Annotated in this window: 13 protein-coding genes; all 13 read left to right on the forward strand. The window is 62.3% G+C overall.

What is annotated here, in order from left to right:
* Positions 1-282 precede the first annotated feature (282 nt).
* Entirely contained in the window at positions 283-762 is a 480-nt protein-coding gene (greA, locus tag Pla108_RS18670) for a transcription elongation factor GreA (RefSeq protein WP_146446496.1), read from the forward strand.
* Positions 763-1,186: 424 nt separating this feature from the next.
* Positions 1,187-2,314, forward strand: a complete 1,128-nt coding sequence (locus Pla108_RS18675) for a GspE/PulE family protein (RefSeq protein ID WP_197526696.1) — start codon at positions 1,187-1,189, stop codon at positions 2,312-2,314.
* Positions 2,315-2,353: 39 nt separating this feature from the next.
* Entirely contained in the window at positions 2,354-3,388 is a 1,035-nt protein-coding gene (locus tag Pla108_RS18680) for a type II secretion system F family protein (protein WP_146446498.1), read from the forward strand.
* A 33-nt stretch (positions 3,389-3,421) separates the two neighbouring features.
* Complete coding sequence (locus Pla108_RS18685; RefSeq protein ID WP_261342531.1) at positions 3,422-4,477, forward strand: type II secretion system F family protein; 1,056 nt, start codon at positions 3,422-3,424, stop codon at positions 4,475-4,477.
* Between the two features lie 13 nt (positions 4,478-4,490).
* Entirely contained in the window at positions 4,491-5,762 is a 1,272-nt protein-coding gene (locus Pla108_RS18690; protein ID WP_146446500.1) for a type II secretion system F family protein, read from the forward strand.
* Between the two features lie 98 nt (positions 5,763-5,860).
* The gene (locus tag Pla108_RS18695) at positions 5,861-6,196 is read left to right on the forward strand and encodes a hypothetical protein (RefSeq protein ID WP_146446501.1); all 336 of its coding nucleotides are present in this window, start codon (positions 5,861-5,863) and stop codon (positions 6,194-6,196) included.
* Between the two features lie 502 nt (positions 6,197-6,698).
* Positions 6,699-7,097, forward strand: coding sequence for a hypothetical protein (locus Pla108_RS18700; protein ID WP_146446502.1), 399 nt, complete (start codon positions 6,699-6,701; stop codon positions 7,095-7,097).
* A 38-nt stretch (positions 7,098-7,135) separates the two neighbouring features.
* Positions 7,136-8,158 (forward strand): DUF1559 domain-containing protein, encoded by a 1,023-nt coding sequence (locus tag Pla108_RS18705; protein ID WP_146446536.1) that lies wholly within the window; start codon positions 7,136-7,138, stop codon positions 8,156-8,158.
* Between the two features lie 186 nt (positions 8,159-8,344).
* Positions 8,345-9,367 (forward strand): IS110 family transposase, encoded by a 1,023-nt coding sequence (locus Pla108_RS18710; RefSeq protein WP_146446503.1) that lies wholly within the window; start codon positions 8,345-8,347, stop codon positions 9,365-9,367.
* Between the two features lie 334 nt (positions 9,368-9,701).
* Positions 9,702-9,944, forward strand: a complete 243-nt coding sequence (locus tag Pla108_RS18715; protein WP_146446504.1) for a DUF6429 family protein — start codon at positions 9,702-9,704, stop codon at positions 9,942-9,944.
* Between the two features lie 51 nt (positions 9,945-9,995).
* Complete coding sequence (locus Pla108_RS18720) at positions 9,996-11,159, forward strand: hypothetical protein (RefSeq protein WP_146446505.1); 1,164 nt, start codon at positions 9,996-9,998, stop codon at positions 11,157-11,159.
* 666 nt (positions 11,160-11,825) lie between these two features.
* Positions 11,826-12,812, forward strand: a complete 987-nt coding sequence (locus Pla108_RS18725; RefSeq protein WP_146446506.1) for a hypothetical protein — start codon at positions 11,826-11,828, stop codon at positions 12,810-12,812.
* A gap of 449 nt (positions 12,813-13,261) precedes the next feature.
* Positions 13,262-18,631 (forward strand): right-handed parallel beta-helix repeat-containing protein (locus Pla108_RS18730; RefSeq protein WP_146446537.1); only part of this gene is annotated, 5,370 nt, incomplete at its 3' end.

The following is an 18,631-nucleotide window of genomic DNA, read 5'->3' on the forward strand; positions in this document are numbered from 1 at the left end:
TGTCTGGGCGGCCCGAGGCTAGCGCCGACGGCTCAGAAAATCGGAGCGACCAGCCCTTGAGCCGCAGGCGCTAGCCTCGGGCGACCCCGCTTTGGTCCGTAATCAGCAGCGAAACGGCGGCCAGTCGGCCTTTACATCGCCCCCGCCGGTCGCCAGAATCAGTACGGAACAGCAGGGCCCCCGGGGCCCTGTTGTTTTTTGTTATCCGTCGAGTGACGCTCCTGCATCTAGGAGTTTTTCACTAGGCCCTCACCGCTCAAGCCTCAAGCCTCTCCGCTGCCCATGTCCGACATCATGCCCATGACCCGCGTCGGCTACGAAAAGCTGCGGGCCGAGCTCGACGTCCTCGAGAACGTGAAGATGCCGGAAGTCACCCAGCGGATCGCCGACGCGCGCGCCGAGGGGGACCTCAAAGAGAACGCCGAGTACCACGGCGCCCGCGAGTCGCAGGGGATGCTGCAGGCCAAGATCAACCTGCTGAAGGACAAGCTCAACCGCGCCGACATCGTCGATACGTCCAAGCTGCCGAAGGACGAAGTCGTCTTCGGCGCCACGATCAAGGTGAAGGACCTCGACTTCGGCGACACCGAGGAGTTCACACTCGTCGGCGCCGGCGAGGAGGACTTCGACGAGGGAAAGATCAACGTCACCAGCCCGCTCGCCCAGGGCTTCATCGGCAAGAAGGTCGGCGCGAAGATCGAGGTCGAAGTCCCGGCGGGTGTGAACCGCTTTGAGATCCTTGAGATCCGCTTCGAGGAGTAGTTGTCGAGAATAACGACACAGCCCTACCTCTCTAGGTAACGCCCAGGCATCGCCGACCCAGGGCAATTCTCGCCGAGTTGATGTCCATCGACCTCCGTTTCAGGGAGACTCGAACCTGCTGAGAACGATGAAGCCTCCGCAGGTTTGGCGGATGTCGAAAGCCGGTAAGTGGTATACGGCCGACGCTGAATAGGTTCCCCGGTGCGTCGAACTTCCGTTCGGCGAGCCGGCGTTGCTCGTTCGCCGACATTTCTGGACCTGCGACTTGGCTGAATCTGCGCCGTGAAAGGTGGAGAATGGTCGCGACCTCTCTTAGAATGCCATCTTTCTTAGAATGAGTGCGGCTAGGAAACGGCCGACCTTCGCAGGTTGCTCATCGCCATCCATCTGTTGCCCCACGCCATTCGAGAATCGGCCTAACGCTATGACATGGCCCTCGAATGCGCCGGAACTCGTCCAAGTCTTGCTCGAGCAGACTCTCTCGAAAGGGGCGAGTGACCTGCACCTGACGCCAACGCCTGATGGGCTTTTAGCCGAGTGGCGGATCGACGGCGTCATGCAAAGGATCGTGACATTTCCGCCTGCGATCGGCCCGAATATCGTGTCGCGATTGAAGGTGCTGTCCGGTCTGTTGACGTACGAAACCAACAAGCCGCAAGAAGGACGCCTCCGCCTCGAAGGGCTGGGCAGACCGATGCGAGTCAGCACGCTGCCGACGGTTTTCGGCGAGCGAATCGTCGGGCGAGTCATGTCAGAAAACGCCGGGGAACTTGCGACGCTGAGTAGTATTGGGATGCCGGTGGACGTAGCGCGAGTCCTTGAGCGATCTCTGGCTCAAACGAGCGGGGCGGTGCTGTTTGTCGGTCCGTCTGGCGCCGGGAAGACAACGACGGCTTACGCCAGTTTGCGTACGATCCGTGAGCAGTCGGCTGGTGGTCGGAGCGTGGTCTCGCTCGAAGACCCCGTCGAGGTGATCGTGCCCGGCGTCGCACAATCGCAGGCCAATCCCCATGCCGGCTTCGACATGCATGCCGGCCTCCGGGCAATTGTCCGGCAAGACCCAGAAGTCATCTATGTCGGCGAGATCCGCGATTCCGAGACGGCGCACATCGCTTTTCAAGCGGCGGTTACCGGCCAACTGGTAGTCACGACCTTCCACGCCAACGATGCGGCGACGGCCATCACCCGGCTACTCGATATGGGCGCCCCGGCGTACATGATTCGGTCTGCAACGCGGGCAATCGTCGCTCAACGTTTGCTTCGTCGACTCTGCACCGAGTGCCGGCGTGGCGCGACGCACACCGATTGTCAGGCCTGCGGAGGGATTGGCTATCGGGGGCGTGTCGTCGTTGCCGAAGCGGTCGATCTTACAACATCAACACTCGCTGACTCGATTCATCCCGGGTACGATCGGGCACAGTTCGCGAAAGAACTCCAAGATCGCCAAGTCGCTTGTCTCCGTTCGCAGGCCGCCGACCTCGTGTCTGCCGGGGTCACGGATCAGCTCGAGGTCGATCGCGTACTAGGGTGGAACGAACGCGCTGGCGCGTAGCCCGGCGTTATCCTTATCGGGTGGAGCGGGATAGCAACGATGCCGAAGCGTGCGACTCTCGAAGAGCTGATCGCAGTGAACGCGGAGATCTTAGCGCTCGCACGGGGCGGCCTGCCGCTCGCCCCGACGCTTACGCAAGCCGCCGGCATGTTGAAGGGCGCCGACTCTATAGCGGCCCGGCTGGGTGAGAGGGTTCAAGCCGGCCAGACTCTTGACGAAGCGATCGAAGCCGACGGCGCTCTGCCTCGCTACTACGCCGCGTTGGTGCGAGCCGGCGAGGCTTGCGGCCAATTGCCCGCGGCGCTGCAAGAACTGAGCGAGGCGCTGACGCGTTCGTTGCAACTGCGGCGCACTTGTGTAATGGCGGCCGGCTACCCGGTGTTCGTGGCCGTCGCCGCGTGGACTCTCTTGCTGTTCGCTAGCCAATCGTTGCTGCCCGAGTACGACTGGATCACCGCATCGCCTAGCGGCAACCCCGACGCTGAGACGCGGCGCGTGGTAATGGGGGCATTCCTCTACGGCGTGCCCCTCCTCTTAGGCGCGTTAGTGCTGTGGGTTGTGGCGCGAGGTGGTCCCGATGGAGGAGTGTTGGCGGCGCCATTGGGCTCCGCCGCCAATTTGCCCGGCGTGCGGAACGTCCTCAGGCTGACGGCAGCCTCCACCTACTGCCGATTGCTGACGCTGATGCTAAAGCAACGAACTTCCTTGCCGGTCGCATTAGAGCTCGCCGCCGAGGCGACAGGTTGGCCAAGGTATGTCGGGCCTTCTAAACGACTCGCCGCGGCGATCCGTCAAGGGAACGCGGTTAGCGACGAAGGCGACGCGTTGAAACAGCTGCCTCCCCTCGTTCGCTCGGCCGTGGCGATGCAAGGAGACGCCGCTGTCTTAAGCGAGGCGATCGACCAAGCCGCCTCGTCTTACGAAGAGCGAGCTTCGTTGGCGTCCGACACCACCGCCGTTATGCTGCCAGTGATCTCTTCAGCTGTTCTTGGTGGAAGCGCGGTAGTAATCTACGCAGTGTTAATGCTCTGGCCGTACATCCAGTCGTTGAAAGAGATGGCGGGGTGGTTTTAACGTTCGGCATCGGCCCCTCTTCGAAGGTTCTGCGTGTTTCCGTCTGAAGACTCCTCGATCGACCGACCCACCGACGACGGCGCCCGGGCAACGCCCGCCGCTCAGATCGCGCTGGGAACCGAGTGGCGGTTGCCGCTGCCCGCAATGCTCCGCGCACTCGGGGAAGAGCATGGCGGCCGCGTGGGCGTCGCGATTGAATCGCTTGCCGATGAGCTCGACGGCGGCCGCTCGTTGAAAGCGGCCCTCGCGGAGGTTTCACCTCGCTTTCCGAAGAGTCTCCGCAGGCAGTTGCAGATGGTGGCCGAAGCGGGTGGGGATCTTTCAACGGTGTTGCCAGCCTTGTCGAATGTCGTCACCAGCGAGCGCCAATTAAGGGGCCGTTTGTTTGCGATCTTCACTTACCCGCTACTCGTGTCGACGATGTTGGTGGGGGTCATCCTCTTTTCATCGTGGGTTCTTGTCCCTGAATTCGCGTCGATGTATGGCGGTTTTGGGCTCGAACTGCCGGCGGCGACCGAGTTCTTCTTCTGGTTCTGCCGCTGGGCTCCGCTCACCATCCTGCTTATCGGGCTAACCGTCGCCGGACTCTCCGTGATGGCAATGACGCCGGGGTTGGCTCGCTACGTGCATTGGTTCGTCGGCAGCTTGCCCTTCATTGGTCCTCTGTGGACCTACGAAGGCCATGCTTCGCTCGCCCGAATGCTGGCGACCTACACGAAGGCGCGTCTTCCGTTAGGCGAATCATTGCGTTGCGCCGCGGCAGGATTGGTCGATCACAATCTTGCCACGGCGGCGCTACAAGTCGCGCAGCATTGCGACGAAGGCAAGAGTCTCGCCGATGCGATGAGTGCGTCGCGGCACTTCGAAAGGGATTTAGTCGGGCAAATCCGTGAGGGCGAAGAAAGCAGCGCCCTGCCCGCCGCCCTGGAGTCAGCCGCCTCGAGCTATTCGGCCCACGCACGACGACAACTGGAGTTTCTCTCTTGCTCGCTTCCCCCTCTCATGATCTGGCTGGTGGGTGGGTTTCTCATGCTGTTCGTCCCCGCGATGTTCTTGCCGATGCTCAAACTGATCGAAGGGTTATCCTGACTCACTACTCGCATTGAATCTCAATCCGCTAACCATCGTTTTTGCAACGCTCGCCCTCGGTTTGGCGATCCGGTTCCTGCTGCGCCTTGCGTACGGAGCACGCGGCCCCGAGCGGCACGACCCGGTGTACTCGCTATTCCGCGTCATCAGCTGGTTGCTGCTGATCCCGCTTGCTTGCGTGGTCGCGGTGTGGTCGCTGTTTGGAGCGTTCGTCCCCGTATTTGTCGTGTGGTACTCTGGTCTCGAGATGGCGCTGGCGAAGCGGTCGCAAATGCGTCAAGAAGCGTGGTCGATCGTCACCCGAGCGATGGCCGCCAACCTCCCCGTCGGGCCAGCGTTGCAGGGGCGTCTCGACCGTTTTCGTGGGCCGGTCCTCCGACGCCTGCGGCGATTCGTCAAGGACCTTGCGAAGGGGACGGAACTGCCCGTCGCTATCGGTAAGAACGCAAGAGCGTTCCCACCGATGGCGCAGGCCTACGCCGCCTTGGCGGCCGACGGGGGACTGCCGATCTCGGTCGTCGCAGGTCTTGAACCTGTGGAGGATCAGGGCTCGCAAGTGTGGGGTCTCACCCGCCGCTTCAGCTATCTGGCGTGGGTGACGTTGCTGATGATTGGCATCGTGACATTCATCTTCGTGGCGATCGTCCCTGCATTCGAAGCGATCTTCGTCGATTTCGGGCTAGAACTGCCGGCGATCAGCCGTTCGCTGATCGGATTACATCAGCTTCCATTCGCCGAGTTATTGGTCAGTCTCATTTCGTTGACGCTGATTCTACTTGGACTTTTCGTCGTGATCGTCATGCTCTGCTATGCAGTCGATCTACCCGTCTTAGGATTGTTAACCGACTATCTCTTTAGTGCTTGGCGTCGGGCCGATGTCCTGCGGCTATTGGCGAACGTGGTAGAAAACCGAATGCCGCTACCCGATGCGATCAATCGGCTCGCACAAGGTACGCCGAGGTACCCCATTCGCTTCATCGCCCATCGTCTGCGCCAATGCCACGACGAGATAGATGTTGGCGCCGACTGGTCGATGTCACTCGAACGGGCAGACTTAATCGATCCGGTTGACAGAGACCTCCTGCGGGCGGCTCAATCAGCCGGCAACACCCCCTGGGCATTGCGGTCCATAGCCGACCGTCGCGTCGCCCAGGCCGCGTTTCAATGGGAGGCGTGGCAACAGATCGGGTTCACACTTGCGATAGTCGTGTTCGGTCTCTTTGTCGCTTGGATCTGCATCGCGCTGTTCGTGCCACTCGTCAAGCTAATCAACGGACTCGCCTGATGTTCCATCACTCCAGAGAACACACATCACGTAGCCGTAGGGGATCGCTCCTCTTGGAGTGCGTAGCGGGGCTGGTAGCATTGGGGATCGCCCTGGTAGTGATCAGTCGCACGACTCAAACGATCGACCGCCAGTGGCGCCTGACGACTCAAGAGCGGCTTGCTACCGAAACCCTCGACAATGCGATGGAGCTCGCCCTCGCACTCGACTGGGGCGACATCACTGCCGAAAGGCTAGCCGACATCCAGCCGTCGCCGCATGCCGTAGCGAGACTGCATCAATGGCGCCTCTCCGTCGAGGTAGCAGAGGAAGACTCGCCAATCACCGGCAAACGTCTGCAATTCGTTCTCAGTTGGCAACCAACGCCGGCAGCCGAACCGCTAAGCCGAAGCTTGGCGACCTGGGTCTATCCCCGGGAGGGCGTCGAGCCATGAAATGCTTCATCCGATCTCGCCGCCGCGGCAGCACCAGCCTAGTCGAACTCATTGTCGTTATCTTCCTCGTTACCATCGCGTTCGGACTAGTGGGCAACGGGCTCGCAAGCCTCGCCCGCGTCGATCACCGATTCGATAGTGTCAGCGCGGAGTCAGGCGACCTCGAGCGCCTCGCCGCGTGCCTCCGGACCGACGTCCGAGCCGCCGAGGAAGCTCGCTTCGAAGCGCCTACGCTGAGCCTTACTTTGCCGAACGGAGAGAGCATCACTTACATGCCTAAAGCGGGCCGATGGGAGCGTATTGCGGACGGAAAGTCCGCTTATTTTCGCCTACCTACCGACGTGGGATGGTCCGTTTCGAGTGACCGGCTGGACGACGAGGGAGTCATCGAGATGAACTTCCACAGCTCACAACCGTCTGGCGGCGAAGCGAAACCGGTCTTCAGGTCACTCGTCGCGGAGCTGAATCGTAACGCCCGTCTTCGGATCCCGAGGGGCTCGGAATGAGACAGCAACATCGCTCGAAGCTCGCACAGCGGCCGGGGTTTGTTATGATCTCGGTCCTCGTGCTGCTTGTGGTTACGGCCGCTCTCGCGACGGGCTGGACGACGAGCGTTCTTCAGGGGCGTCGCCAGGCGCGGCTAGAGCTCAAGCAACGGCAAGCCGAGCGGCTCGCCGAGGTCGCCGTCGCCCGCGCCGTCGCTCGATTGAACGCCGAGCCCGATTATGCCGGCGAAGTTTGGCAGGTTAGCGCCGTCCAGCTGGGACAGGAATACGGCGCCGAAGTGCAGATCACCATCGACGCGACCGATGGTGGCGGCGCGCAGCGTGTCATCGCCCAGGTCGCGTTGTCCCCCATCGCTGATTCTCCCGTCCGCCACACGATATCGCACCGCTTCTAAACTGCGGTTCACCTTCAATAAGACAAGACCGAGTCGCCATGTCCGCACTACTACGCCGCTCCCTGCGAAGGTCGTGGGGTTTCACCCTAGTCGAACTGCTCGTAGTGATCGCGATCATCGGCATCTTGGTCGCGTTGCTGCTTCCAGCGGTCCAGGCGGCTCGCGAAGCCGCTCGACGATCATCCTGCCAGAACAACTTGCGGCAGGTGACAATTGGTGTGCACAACTTCGAGGCGGCCTTCGAGAGATTCCCCAGCGGCTCGACCAACCCGTCCGGTCCGATCCGCAATCTGCCCGAAGGCGATCACAAGAGTTGGATCGTGCGAATCCTCCCCTACATGGGCGAGCAGGTGCGTTACCGGACGATGGACCTTGAGGTAGGCGCTTACCATCGGTTGAACAACGCGGTGCGGCAGTCGGGGATCCAGCTCTTGCGATGCCCGAGCACGCCCGCGGATGATTACCCCTACTCGAGTTACGCGGGGGTCCATCATGACGCTGAGGCTCCGATCGCGGAGACCAATACGGGCCTCTTATTCCTCAACAGCCGCATCCGATTCGAAGAGATGCTGGACGGCGCCGGCTACACACTGCTGCTGGGAGAGAAAATCACTGACGGCTTGACCGATCTCGGTTGGATGAGCGGAACGCCCGCGACGCTGCGCAATGTTGGCGTCGCCATCAACGAAAACGGTGGCAAGGAAGCCGATCGCTGGGGCGGCGGCTCGCTTCCACCTTGGTGGGAATCAGCGGCAAATTACCTAACCTACGACGGCAGTGGCGGTGGAGACTTCGGAGGTGATGAGGGCCTCGAGGAAGAGTCGGGCGACGAAGCTCCGGTGGATGACGCCGAACAAAGCGATGACCCCTACATCCCACGGGGAGGCGACCCGAACAACTCGCTCGCTGTCGGTGGGTTCGGCAGCTACCACCCGGGCGGCTGCCAGTTCGCGATAGCTGACGGCTCCATCCGATTCGTCGGCGACGACACCGAACTCGGTGTCCTCGCGAAACTGGCCAATCGCGAAGACGGCAAGATGGTCGATATCGACGACCTTTAGCCATACGACCAGACTTGCGATTACGACCAGCTTAGAATCAATAGACTCCTGGCACGCTCCGGGCTGGTTTTTTTACAGCCGCCAGATCTGCTGAGAAGTGAGTCTATGAGGAAGCCAAAGTCGGCTGGGTAACATTGCAGGGCGTAAGCCTTGCGTTCCTAGGTCCGCTGATCCAGGAGGTTTCCGATGTTCTACGTAGGTCTGGATGTTCACGCTCGTCAGGTAACGTTCACGGTGTTGGATGGCGACGGCAAGCTGGTCGAGAGGGGCCGTGTCCGCTCGGTCGAGGAGATGCGGCCTCGGCTCAAACGACTCAGGGGGCGGGTCGAGGTCTGCTACGAGGCCAGCTGTGGCTACGGGCACTCGTACGATCTGCTCCACCCGATCGTCGATCGGGTCGTCGTCGCCCACCCGGGTCATCTGCGGCTGATCTATCGGTCGAGGAGTAAGAACGACCGCAACGACGCCGACGGCCTGGCCAAGCTGCTGTATCTGGGCGAGGTGCCGGAAGTCCACGTGCCGTCGCTTGACGTCCGCGCGTGGCGAGAGCTGATCAACGCCCGGAGCCAAGTGATTGACAAACGAACGCGGGCGAAGTGCGCCGTGCGGTCCCTGCTGCGTAGCGCCGGTGAGGTCCCGCCACGCAGCCCGAATCTGTGGACCAAGACGGGGATGCGCTGGCTTCGTGCGATCGATCTGCCAACGGCGTCGCAGAACCTTCGGCGTGACCTGCTCCTCGAAGAGATTGAGGGGTTCCACCGGCAGGTGCTCCGCCTCGACCAAGAACTCAACCACAAAGGTCAAGAATCGGCGGCCGTACAGCGGTTGCGGACGATCCCCGGCGTCGGGCCTCGGACGGCGGAGGCGATGGTCGCGTTCGTGGACGACCCCCACCGCTTCCCCAACGCCAAGGCGGTCGGCCAGTACTTCGTCTTGGTTCCGCGGCAAGACCAGTCGGGCGATAGGAACCGGTTGGGGCACATCACGCGCGAGGGGCCCTCGGTGGTTCGCCGCCTGATCGCCGAGGCCGCGTGGCAGGCCCGCCGCCGCTCGCCGACGGTGGGGGCGTCCTACGATCGAGCCCAGCGTGCGGACCCGCAGCGTAAGAAGATCGCGTTGGTGGCCACGGCGCATTACTTGGTGCGGGTGATGTGGGCGATGCTCAAACGGGAGACGGAGTGGCGTGAGAGCGTGCAGCTCGCGGCCTGAGCCCGATTCCAGTAGCTGAAGTCAAGATCGAGAGCGGGACCAAGGTTGCACCCCGGGGCTCCGACATGGCGCATCGCGACGCCGTAGGTGTGAGTGGGGGCAACCGTATCATGACGTGTGGCGCTCCGCGGCAGCGAATGACGCCGAATGGATGTCTGGTGTAGTCCCGTGCTCGTCTTGCTCCGGTCTTGACAGAGGCTTCCTCATGGATGTCGGGCCGACGCAGGTTCACGAGTCTCGGCTTCTCGGCTATCGGTGAGCTTTCTCAGGTGGTTCCGGATATTAGAATTGACCGCGGATCACCGCCGTATTGCCCCGGTTAGAGGGACACCGCATGCCATACGACACCGACAAAGTCGACAATGCCGTTCTCGCACTTCTAACGTTGACCACCCACCAAGAAGACGAGTTTGGGGCCCGCATCTGGAAAGGCCATGATTGGGACGCCCTCAACCGTCTGCATGAAAAGGGCCTCCTGGGCGACCCCGTCTCAAAAGCGAAGTCCGTGGTCATGACGCCCGAGGGGTTGGCCCGAGGGCGTGAGTTGTTTGAGGAGCTCTTCGCAAGGAACGATTGAGGCAATTCCCCTGACGCCTTAGCCGCTGATATCTCGACAGGAGGTCCATGAGTGAGCGAGTACCAATACGTCGAGTTCCAGGCGGTTGACCGGCCGCTCACGGACCGTGAGCTGGCCTACGCCAGGAAACAGTCAACTCGGGCAGAGATTTCGCGGCGGTCGTTTCACAACGAGTACCATTTCGGAGACTTTCGTGGTGACGTGATCGGAATGCTCCAAAGGGGCTACGACGTCCACCTCCACTACGCCAACTTTGGGATTCGAACGGTCGCTATCCGGCTGCCTGCGAGAGTGCCGTTCGCGAAGGCCGTCTGGTCGAGCTACATCGTCGAGGGACTCTCTTGGGCGCCGGACCGGCGTGGCAGCGGGGGCGTTCTGACTCTGGCCCCGTACCATGAGGCGGACGAACTCGAAGAGTTGTGGGAGTTCGAACCCTGCATGCGGGCGATTGTCGGGCTTCGCACTCGGCTGATGGCCGGCGACCTCCGGGTCCTCTACCTATTCTGGCTCGCTGCGGCGATTGACGGACAACATGACTCCGTCGATGCCAAAGAGCCTCCCGTGCCTGGCGGCCTCGCCAAGATTGCCGGCGACGCACAGCCCTTCCTGGAGTTCTTTGGCCTCGAACCGCACTTGTTGGGCGCTGCGGCCGAGGTTTCGGCAGAAGCCCCCGACGTGGCTTCTCCAGAACAACGGATTCAGCGGTGGGTGGAGTCCAAGAGCGATAAAGACGTCAAGTCACTGCTCCGCGAATTGCTCTCGGAAGATTCGGCCGCGGTCAAAGCGGCAACGGTTGCTCGCATCCTTGGAGCAACGACCTCTTCGGTCTGGCCGACCGTTACCACAAACCGAAACTGTCAAGAATTGCTGGATCGAGCCGCTCAGCTCCGCCAAGCCGAGTACGAACGAGAACAGGAGCGGCTCGTAGCCGCCGAGAATCGCAAAGCAGCCAAACAGGCTCAGGAGCGCAAAGTGCGTATGAAGCAGATGGTTGACGAGCCAAAAAAATGGCTCCGCAAGGCTGACGAACTCGTCGCCGCTCGCGGAACGGATAACTACGAAGCGGCGGCTGAGGTGCTCGATGAGTTGCGGGAGGCGCTGGCGGCCGATGGCGGCGAACAGCTCTCGCGCAAGCACGCCGCTCATCTTGCCAAGCAGCACCCGACGCTCAACCGGATGAAATCGGCGTTGAGGAAACGCGGATTGCTGGAATAATGCTCGAACGAATGCGACACGAGCTTCCCAGTCGGTCGGCCAGGTCAGTCTCCTGAGCGATGCGGTATATCACTTCCCGCAGAGGTGAATTCCACCTCGGGCAGTTCTGGCAATTCTCATGACGCGAAGCCGGTCCAACCGACGCGACATGGAAAGGGTTGCCAAACAGCCGAAGGCGACGCCCTGTACGCACGAACGGGATATGGCTCGATGCCCAGGTGACGCCCTTCTAGGCGACGAGCAGCTATAGCCGTGTTGCGGCGTTCGCCGCCATCTTGGCACCCGCGATCGGCAGAAGGAAATCGTGAGCTAGAACGGCAGATCACTCCGTCCTGATGGAATCACCAACGGTCGTGTGATAGGGTCGGAGCGTCGCGTCTCAGTATTAGCTATAAGGTGTTGGCCCCGTTGAATTCGACTTCGATGACGCTGCTCGATCGCCTGCAAGCGGCCGAGGATCGAGCCTATCGCAAACGTACGTTGGCGTGGAACTTTAACGCCCGGTCGGGCGTAGGCGAGAAATCGCAAACGAACGGCCGGGTGAAAAGTCGCCCCGTATTCAAGCCTCTCTGGCCGACTCCCTGACGGTCGCGGGGATTTCGTTGCCGATGGCACCGTTTGGGGGTAGGCTGCTGCCGGGACTAAACGATTCCGGAGACCAACACTATGCGTCTGGCATCCCTCGGGCTTTTTCTCTCGGCGGCTCTCGCCATGCCGAGCAGCGCCCTGATTATCGATTTTGACGAGTTCCCGACCGGGACCACTTTCGACGACTCGGTCCGCTTCGACGAGGGCGAACCGTTCACATCGGCGGGCGTCCGGTTCGAGACGACCGACACGGGCATCGCGGGCCCAGCAAGGACTTTCATTGGCCAAGTTGGTTTCGCCAACAGCCGTTCCATCCCCTCGGCCGGCAACTATCTGTATCCCCGTTCGGTCACGATGGACTTGGCGGCAAGCCTTGGGACGCGACCGTTCGTTTCGATCCCGTTCTACAACAGCGGCGGAACCGTCACCCTCGGAGCCAACGGCTCGGACGTGCTCGTGGCGCGGGGCGGTGGCACCGCCGTCTTCGAGTTGTTCGATGGAGCCGACCTTAGTGGCGTCGCGGTTGATATCGTCCGCGTGAGCAACAGCCAGGGGCGTATCGAACTGCGCGGCGACATCGATACCGTCTTGTTCGGGGGGCAAGAAGCGATCTTCGATAATGTCTTTGTCGCTGATCCCGATCTGGAACTGATCGAGGTCGTGACGCTCCCCGGCCAAGGGGAGAGCGTTTCGACACAAGCGACACTCGCATCCGGCTTGCCGTACCGCATCGAGGTCGTCGGCGCGGTGGGTGTCTCGGGGCCGACCGGCCCGCAGGCCGACGCGGAGTACCTCGGCTTTGATAACCCAATCGACACGATCAACGACATCGATGTCGGCGTGTTGGTCGATGGTTCGCCGGTAGACTGGGGGCCATACTCAAACGACCACGTTTACTCGACAGACCTGATCGGCGACGGAGCCCCGCTGTCATTTGGGTTCGCCGATACGTTCGCCGGCGATAACGTCGGCAGCTTCACCGTGCTCGTCTACCAGATCCCGGAGCCGGCCACGATTTGGCTCGGGCTCACAGCGCTCGCCACCTCGATTCGCCGAAGGATGTAGGCCGAACTAAGCGTCAGCGCCGTTCCGCCAGAACGCACCAGATTGCCCCGCCAACCAATACGTCGTGCTTGAATCGGCCGCGGCGGCTACCGTCTCTGCAAAGTCGCAGCGGTGTCCCCGCCGACGGCAGACCGCTGCGACATAGCCGTCAGTTAAAGCCGCTGGTGTTGGTCCACCCTCGGCGGCTTGAGGACCGATCAAAGTCGCATCGGTGAATCGCTCTGAGGGCCGTCGCCTCCGCAGCGAACGACACGTCTGCTTATAGGCGCTATCTTCTGTGCTTCGTTGAGCTTCGGGGATCCGTTTCTCCTACCCCAAGACGCCCGTCGACCCCCCCCAAATTGGTTGTTTGCGGAGAGGTTGGCGATTATGCTGGCTCGGTCTGCGTCGCCAACTGATGTGGTCATTCTGCTCGAGTTTGCACCACTCTGACGGCCGAGGCGCTGACGATGTCGCGATCTACCCATTGGCAATGGCTGCGCCGCTGCGCGGCGAGCCGTTCGTCTTCCAAGGCTTCCCGCCCCGGACGTTCGTTTCTGACTCGCACGCCGCGAATCGAGCCGCTCGAAGATCGCCGCCTGCTGGCGGTGTTCACGGTAACCAATTTGGATGACGCAGGGCCCGGTACCCTGCGTGACGCGATCGGCCTGGCGAACAACTCAGCGGGCGCCGACCAGATCGTCTTTGCCGGCGCCGCTGCGTACGGTGCGATCGCACTGACAAATGGCGCACTGGAGGTCACCGACACCCTCACGATCACTAGCGTTGACGCGTCGGGGAATGTGCGGACTATCGACGCTCAGCAACGGTCGCGCGTCTTCCATTTTTCGAGCGCCACTGGCGACCTGACCCTTGAGGGGCTTAGGGTCACTGGCGGCCTGTCGGAGTCTGCGGGGGGAGGCATCCTTTTCGTTTCCAGCGGCACGCTCACCCTCAACAATTCCAAGGTCGATCACAATAGCACCACGGGGAGAGACGCCCGTGGTGGCGGGATCGCCACGGGGGCTGGCAGCGTGTCCATCTTTGGCAGCTCGGTCATCTTCAACAGCACCGCGGGCGAGTATGCCCACGGTGGGGGTATTGCTACGGATTCCGGCAGCGTGTCCATCTCCTCCAGCGACATTAGCAGCAACAACACCACGGCCGACCGTGCCCATGGCGGCGGCATTTTCTCACGCGCCGACGTGTCCCTCACCGAGAGCGTGGTCAATGGAAACGGCACTGCGGGTCGGTTTGCCCGTGGCGGCGGCGTGTATTCTTCTGGCGACGTGTCGGTCATCAGCAGCAGGGTTTCCTACAATCACACTCTTGAAGAAAATGCCCCTGGCGGCGGCGTCCATTCTCGTGGCGACGTGCTGATCAACGGCAGCACGGTCCGCAATAACTATACCCGGGGCTTTGGCTCCTACGGCGGCGGCGTCTTTTCAATGGGCGATATGACGCTCACCAACAGCACCGTCACGGAGAACCGCACCCACGGTGGCTCTGCTTTCGGGGGGGGCCTCCGCGTTCAAGTTGGCTACGGTTCAGTGTTGGGCGGCGCCTTATCGATCAACAACAGCACCGTTAGCGACAATTACACCAGGGGCAACTACGCCGTGGGAGGCGGCGTTTCGGCCGGCACGGTGTCGATCTCTAGCAGCACGATTAGCAATAATCGCACCCACGGCGTGCGCGCCCCTGGCGGCGGCATCAGTGCTGGGAGTGCAGCCGGGCCGGGCAGGTTGACTCTCACGAGCAGCACGGTCAGTGGCAACCAAGTCTGGGGAAACTATTCCAATGCCGCCGGGATTAGCGCGTACGGGCCCACGTCAATCCTCAGCAGTACCATCACCGGGAACGAAGGCACGAATTCCCTGAATGCTGTTGGCGGGATTCTAGTTCGCTCCAATTTCGGCCAAGTCTCGTTCACGGTCCAGAACTCGATCGTGACGGGCAACACCGACAACGGCGTTGCACCTGATCTGGCCGCCGGCCAGCGCGTCGTTCTCAGCGTGAACCACAGCCTCATTGGCGACACCACCGGTTCGACAATCACCGAGGCCACCGGAGCCGGCAATCTGCTCAACCAGCCGGCGTTGCTCGGCCCCCTGGCCGATAACGGCGGCCCGACCCAGACCCACGCGCTGCTGTCGGCGAGTCTGGCGATTGACGCGGGGGATCCGAACTTCATTGTCACCACCGACCAGTACGACCAACGTGGCGCGTCCTTCGCCCGAGTCAATCGCGGCCGTATCGACATGGGCGCCTACGAAACGGTCGAGCTGAGGGTCAACGACAACGCGGCCGACATCGACGACGGCGACCCGGACAACGGCGTGATGACGCTCCGCGAGGCGATCAATCTGGCCAACGCAAGTCCCGCCGTCGACACGATCACGTTCGACGCCGGAGTCTTTGGTCAGGGCATCCTGCTGGGAGGGACCGAGCTCGAGATCACCGACACGCTCACGATCGCCGGGCCGGGCCCTGAGCTGCTCCGCATCGACGCCCAACAGGGCTCGCGCGTCATCAATTTCTCCAGCGCCAGCGGCGATTTGACGCTGGAGGGCCTCACGGTCACCGGCGGCCAAACCGCGGAACACGGCGGCGGCATCCTCTTCAGCTCCAACGGCGCGCTCACCCTCACCAGCAGCACGGTCAGCGCAAACAGCACCACCGGCGACTACGGCTTTGGCGGTGGGATCCGCACAGGCACCGGCAGCGTGTCGCTCACCAACAGCACCGTCAGCGGAAACAGCACCACAGGCCCTACGGCTAGTGGCGGCGGGATCTCGACGGTCTCCGGCGGGGTGTCGCTCACTAGCAGCACGCTGAGCGGCAACCGCACCACGGGCTACACCGCGCCTGGCGGCGGCATCAGCACGACCTCCGGCGGCATCTCACTGGTCAGCAGCACCATTAGTGGCAACACCTCTGAGGGTAGGTTCGGCAGGGGCGGCGGCATCTACACGTCGTTTGGCAGCGTGTCGCTCTCGAGAAGCACGATCAGCGACAACGCGGCCTCCGGGCTGTTTGCTACCGGCGGGGGGATCGGTTCTGGCGATGGCTCGACCGGGAACCCCGTGTTCACCATTGAGAACTCGATCGTCGCCGGCAACACCGCCAGCGGCTTGGGGCCTGATCTGAAGCCCAAGTCGGGCTCGGCCTTCACGATCAATCACAGCCTGATTGGCGACCCCAGCGGCGGCGTGTCCGCCGGTCAGCTGCGGTTCGCCATCACCAATGGTGTCGGCAACCAGCAGAACGTCGACCCGCTGCTCGGCCCGCTCGCCGACAACGGCGGCAAGACCCAAACGCACGCGTTGCTGCCGGGGAGCCCCGCGATTGACGCGGGGGGCACGGCCGACCTGCCCCAAACTGACCAGCGAGGGTTTCCGTTCCTGCGTTCGTACGACGATCCTATCGCCGCCGGCGCTGGGCCGGACATCGGCGCCTACGAGCTTCAGCCGTTCGTTGAGGTTCTCAGCCTGGTTGTGAGCTCAACGAGCGATGTCTTTGACAACAACTTCTCGCCCGGCCAGGTGTCGCTGCGTGAAGCGATTGTGTTGGCCAACGCCAACCCTGGGCCGGACACAATCACCTTCAGTTCGCTGTTCGACACGCCGCAGGCCATCCTGCTGGAAGGTTCGGAGCTGGAGATCACCGACACGCTCACGATCACCGGCCCCGGACAAGACCTGCTGACGATCGACGCCCAGCAGACCTCTCGTGTTTTGCATTTCTCAGCCCTCACCGGCGACTTGACGCTGGCTGGTCTCACGCTCACCGGCGGCCGCACGACCGACGACAATCCTCCCTCTTACACCAACTTTGCAAGCGAGACGATCCATAGCGGTGGCGGCATCCGCTTCCTGTCCTCCGGCCTCCTATCGCTCACCAACAGCACGATCAGCAGCAGTAGTACGGTGGGCTCCCATGCCACGGGGGGAGCCATTTTCTCGGCGACAGGCGATGTGACCCTGACCGGCAGCACCGTCAGCGGCAACAGCACGTCCGGAGGTGGGGCCCATGGTGGCGGCATCGGCGCCCTCTCCGGCAATGTGACGCTGATCAGCAGCACCGTCAGCGGCAACAGCACCACGGGCAGCGGGGCCGATGGCGGCGGCGTCGTGACCTACAGTGGCGATGTGACGCTGATCAGCAGCACCGTCAGCGGCAACACGGGCAACGGGAAGGGTGGCGGTGTTAGGACCCGCAGCGGCGATGTGACCCTGAACAGCAGCACCGTCAGCGGCAATTCGACGGCGGGAGAGTTTGGCAAAGGTGGCGGCCTATACAATTCTCAGGGCGCCATTCGGCTGTCGGGTAGTACAATCATTGGCAACTCGACGGCTGGAATATTTGCCGATGGCGGCGGCGTCGGTTTCGCCACTAGTTATACTACGGCCCCAGTCACAATCGAGAACTCGATCGTGACAGGCAATACCAACCGTGGCGCACCAGATGATATTTTTGATCTCGTCCGTGACCGAAGCCTGACGATCCATCACAGCCTGATTGGCGACGCGAGCAGTGCCCCCGGATCGCTCTTCTTCATCCAGCAAGCAATCGACGGCGGCGTCGGCAATCTACAGAATATCGACCCACTGCTCGGCCCGCTTGCCGACAATGGCGGCCCCACCCCAACCCACGCGTTGCTGCCCGGCAGCCCGGCGCTTAACGCGGGCGATCCGGCGATCGCGTTGAGCGCAGTTGAGTTCGACCAGCGCGGACCCGGCTTCGCCCGGGTAAGCTACGGTCGATTGGACATGGGGGCGTTCGAGCTGGACAACGTCGCGATCCCGTCGGGCGGATTGGTGGTCGACACCCTATCCGACGTCGTCGACTTCGACTTGTCACCGGGCCAGTTCTCGCTTCGCGAGGCGATTTTCCTGGCCAACGCGAATGCCGGCCCCAATACCATTACTTTCGCCACCGGCATGAGCGGCCAGACGGTCCTGCTCACCGGCGGTGAACTCGAAATCACCGAGACGCTTACGATCGACGCCTCGGCGCTCACGTCGAACGTCGTGATCGATGCGCAGCAGCAATCACGAGTCTTGAACTTCTCCACCACCAGCGGCGACCTGTCACTCGAGAGGCTTACCCTCACCGGCGGTAACGTCGTGAGCATCGGTTACGGCTCCACTGGGGGTGGCGGCATTCTTTTCAATTCCGATGGCGCCCTCACGCTCACCAGCAGCACGATCAGCGGCAACAGCACCACGGGCTTCGGAGCTTCTGGCGGTGGTATTTCCGCCCATGCGGGAAACGTGTCACTGGTGAACAGCGCAGTCAGTAACAACACCACCACGGGGCAGCAAGCCTATGGCGGAGGCATTCACACCCATAGGGGCGACATCTCGCTGACCAATAGCACCGTTAGCGGGAACAGCACTGCCGGCTACTACGCTTATGGAGGCGGCCTTCGCACGCGGTACGGCGATGTGACCCTGACTGGTAGCACAATCAGCGGGAACAGCACCACAGGCAATGGGGCCGATGGGGGTGGGATCTATGCTTCCAGTGGAACCACGTTGATTACCAACAGCACTGTCAGCGGTAATTTCACCACCGGAGATCGTTCCGACGGGGGCGGAATCCGTGCGGGCAGCCTGACCGTGACCGGCAGCACGATCAGCGGCAACAGCACCGCAGGCAGCTACGCGAGCGGCGGCGGCATCCGTTCGGACGGGCTCACCCTGACCAACAGCACGGTCAGCGGCAACAGCACTGCGGGCAGCGATAGCCATGGCGGCGGGATAGTCGTCTACCATGGCGAGGCGACGCTAACCAGCAGCACGGTCACGGGCAACTCAACGGCAGGCATGGGAGGG

It is taken from the genome of Botrimarina colliarenosi (assembly GCF_007859955.1).
Taxonomy (GTDB): Bacteria; Planctomycetota; Planctomycetia; order Pirellulales; family Lacipirellulaceae; genus Botrimarina; species Botrimarina colliarenosi.

Coding starts and splice junctions, on each gene's coding strand:
- Pla108_RS18680 (WP_146446498.1), top strand. CDS start 2,354: ATGCCGAAGCGTGCGACTCTCGAAGAGCTGATCGCAGTGAACGCGGAG.
- Pla108_RS18725 (WP_146446506.1), top strand. CDS start 11,826: ATGCGTCTGGCATCCCTCGGGCTTTTTCTCTCGGCGGCTCTCGCCATG.
- Pla108_RS18705 (WP_146446536.1), top strand. CDS start 7,136: ATGTCCGCACTACTACGCCGCTCCCTGCGAAGGTCGTGGGGTTTCACC.
- Pla108_RS18700 (WP_146446502.1), top strand. CDS start 6,699: ATGAGACAGCAACATCGCTCGAAGCTCGCACAGCGGCCGGGGTTTGTT.
- Pla108_RS18715 (WP_146446504.1), top strand. CDS start 9,702: ATGCCATACGACACCGACAAAGTCGACAATGCCGTTCTCGCACTTCTA.
- Pla108_RS18710 (WP_146446503.1), top strand. CDS start 8,345: ATGTTCTACGTAGGTCTGGATGTTCACGCTCGTCAGGTAACGTTCACG.
- greA (WP_146446496.1), top strand. CDS start 283: ATGTCCGACATCATGCCCATGACCCGCGTCGGCTACGAAAAGCTGCGG.
- Pla108_RS18675 (WP_197526696.1), top strand. CDS start 1,187: ATGACATGGCCCTCGAATGCGCCGGAACTCGTCCAAGTCTTGCTCGAG.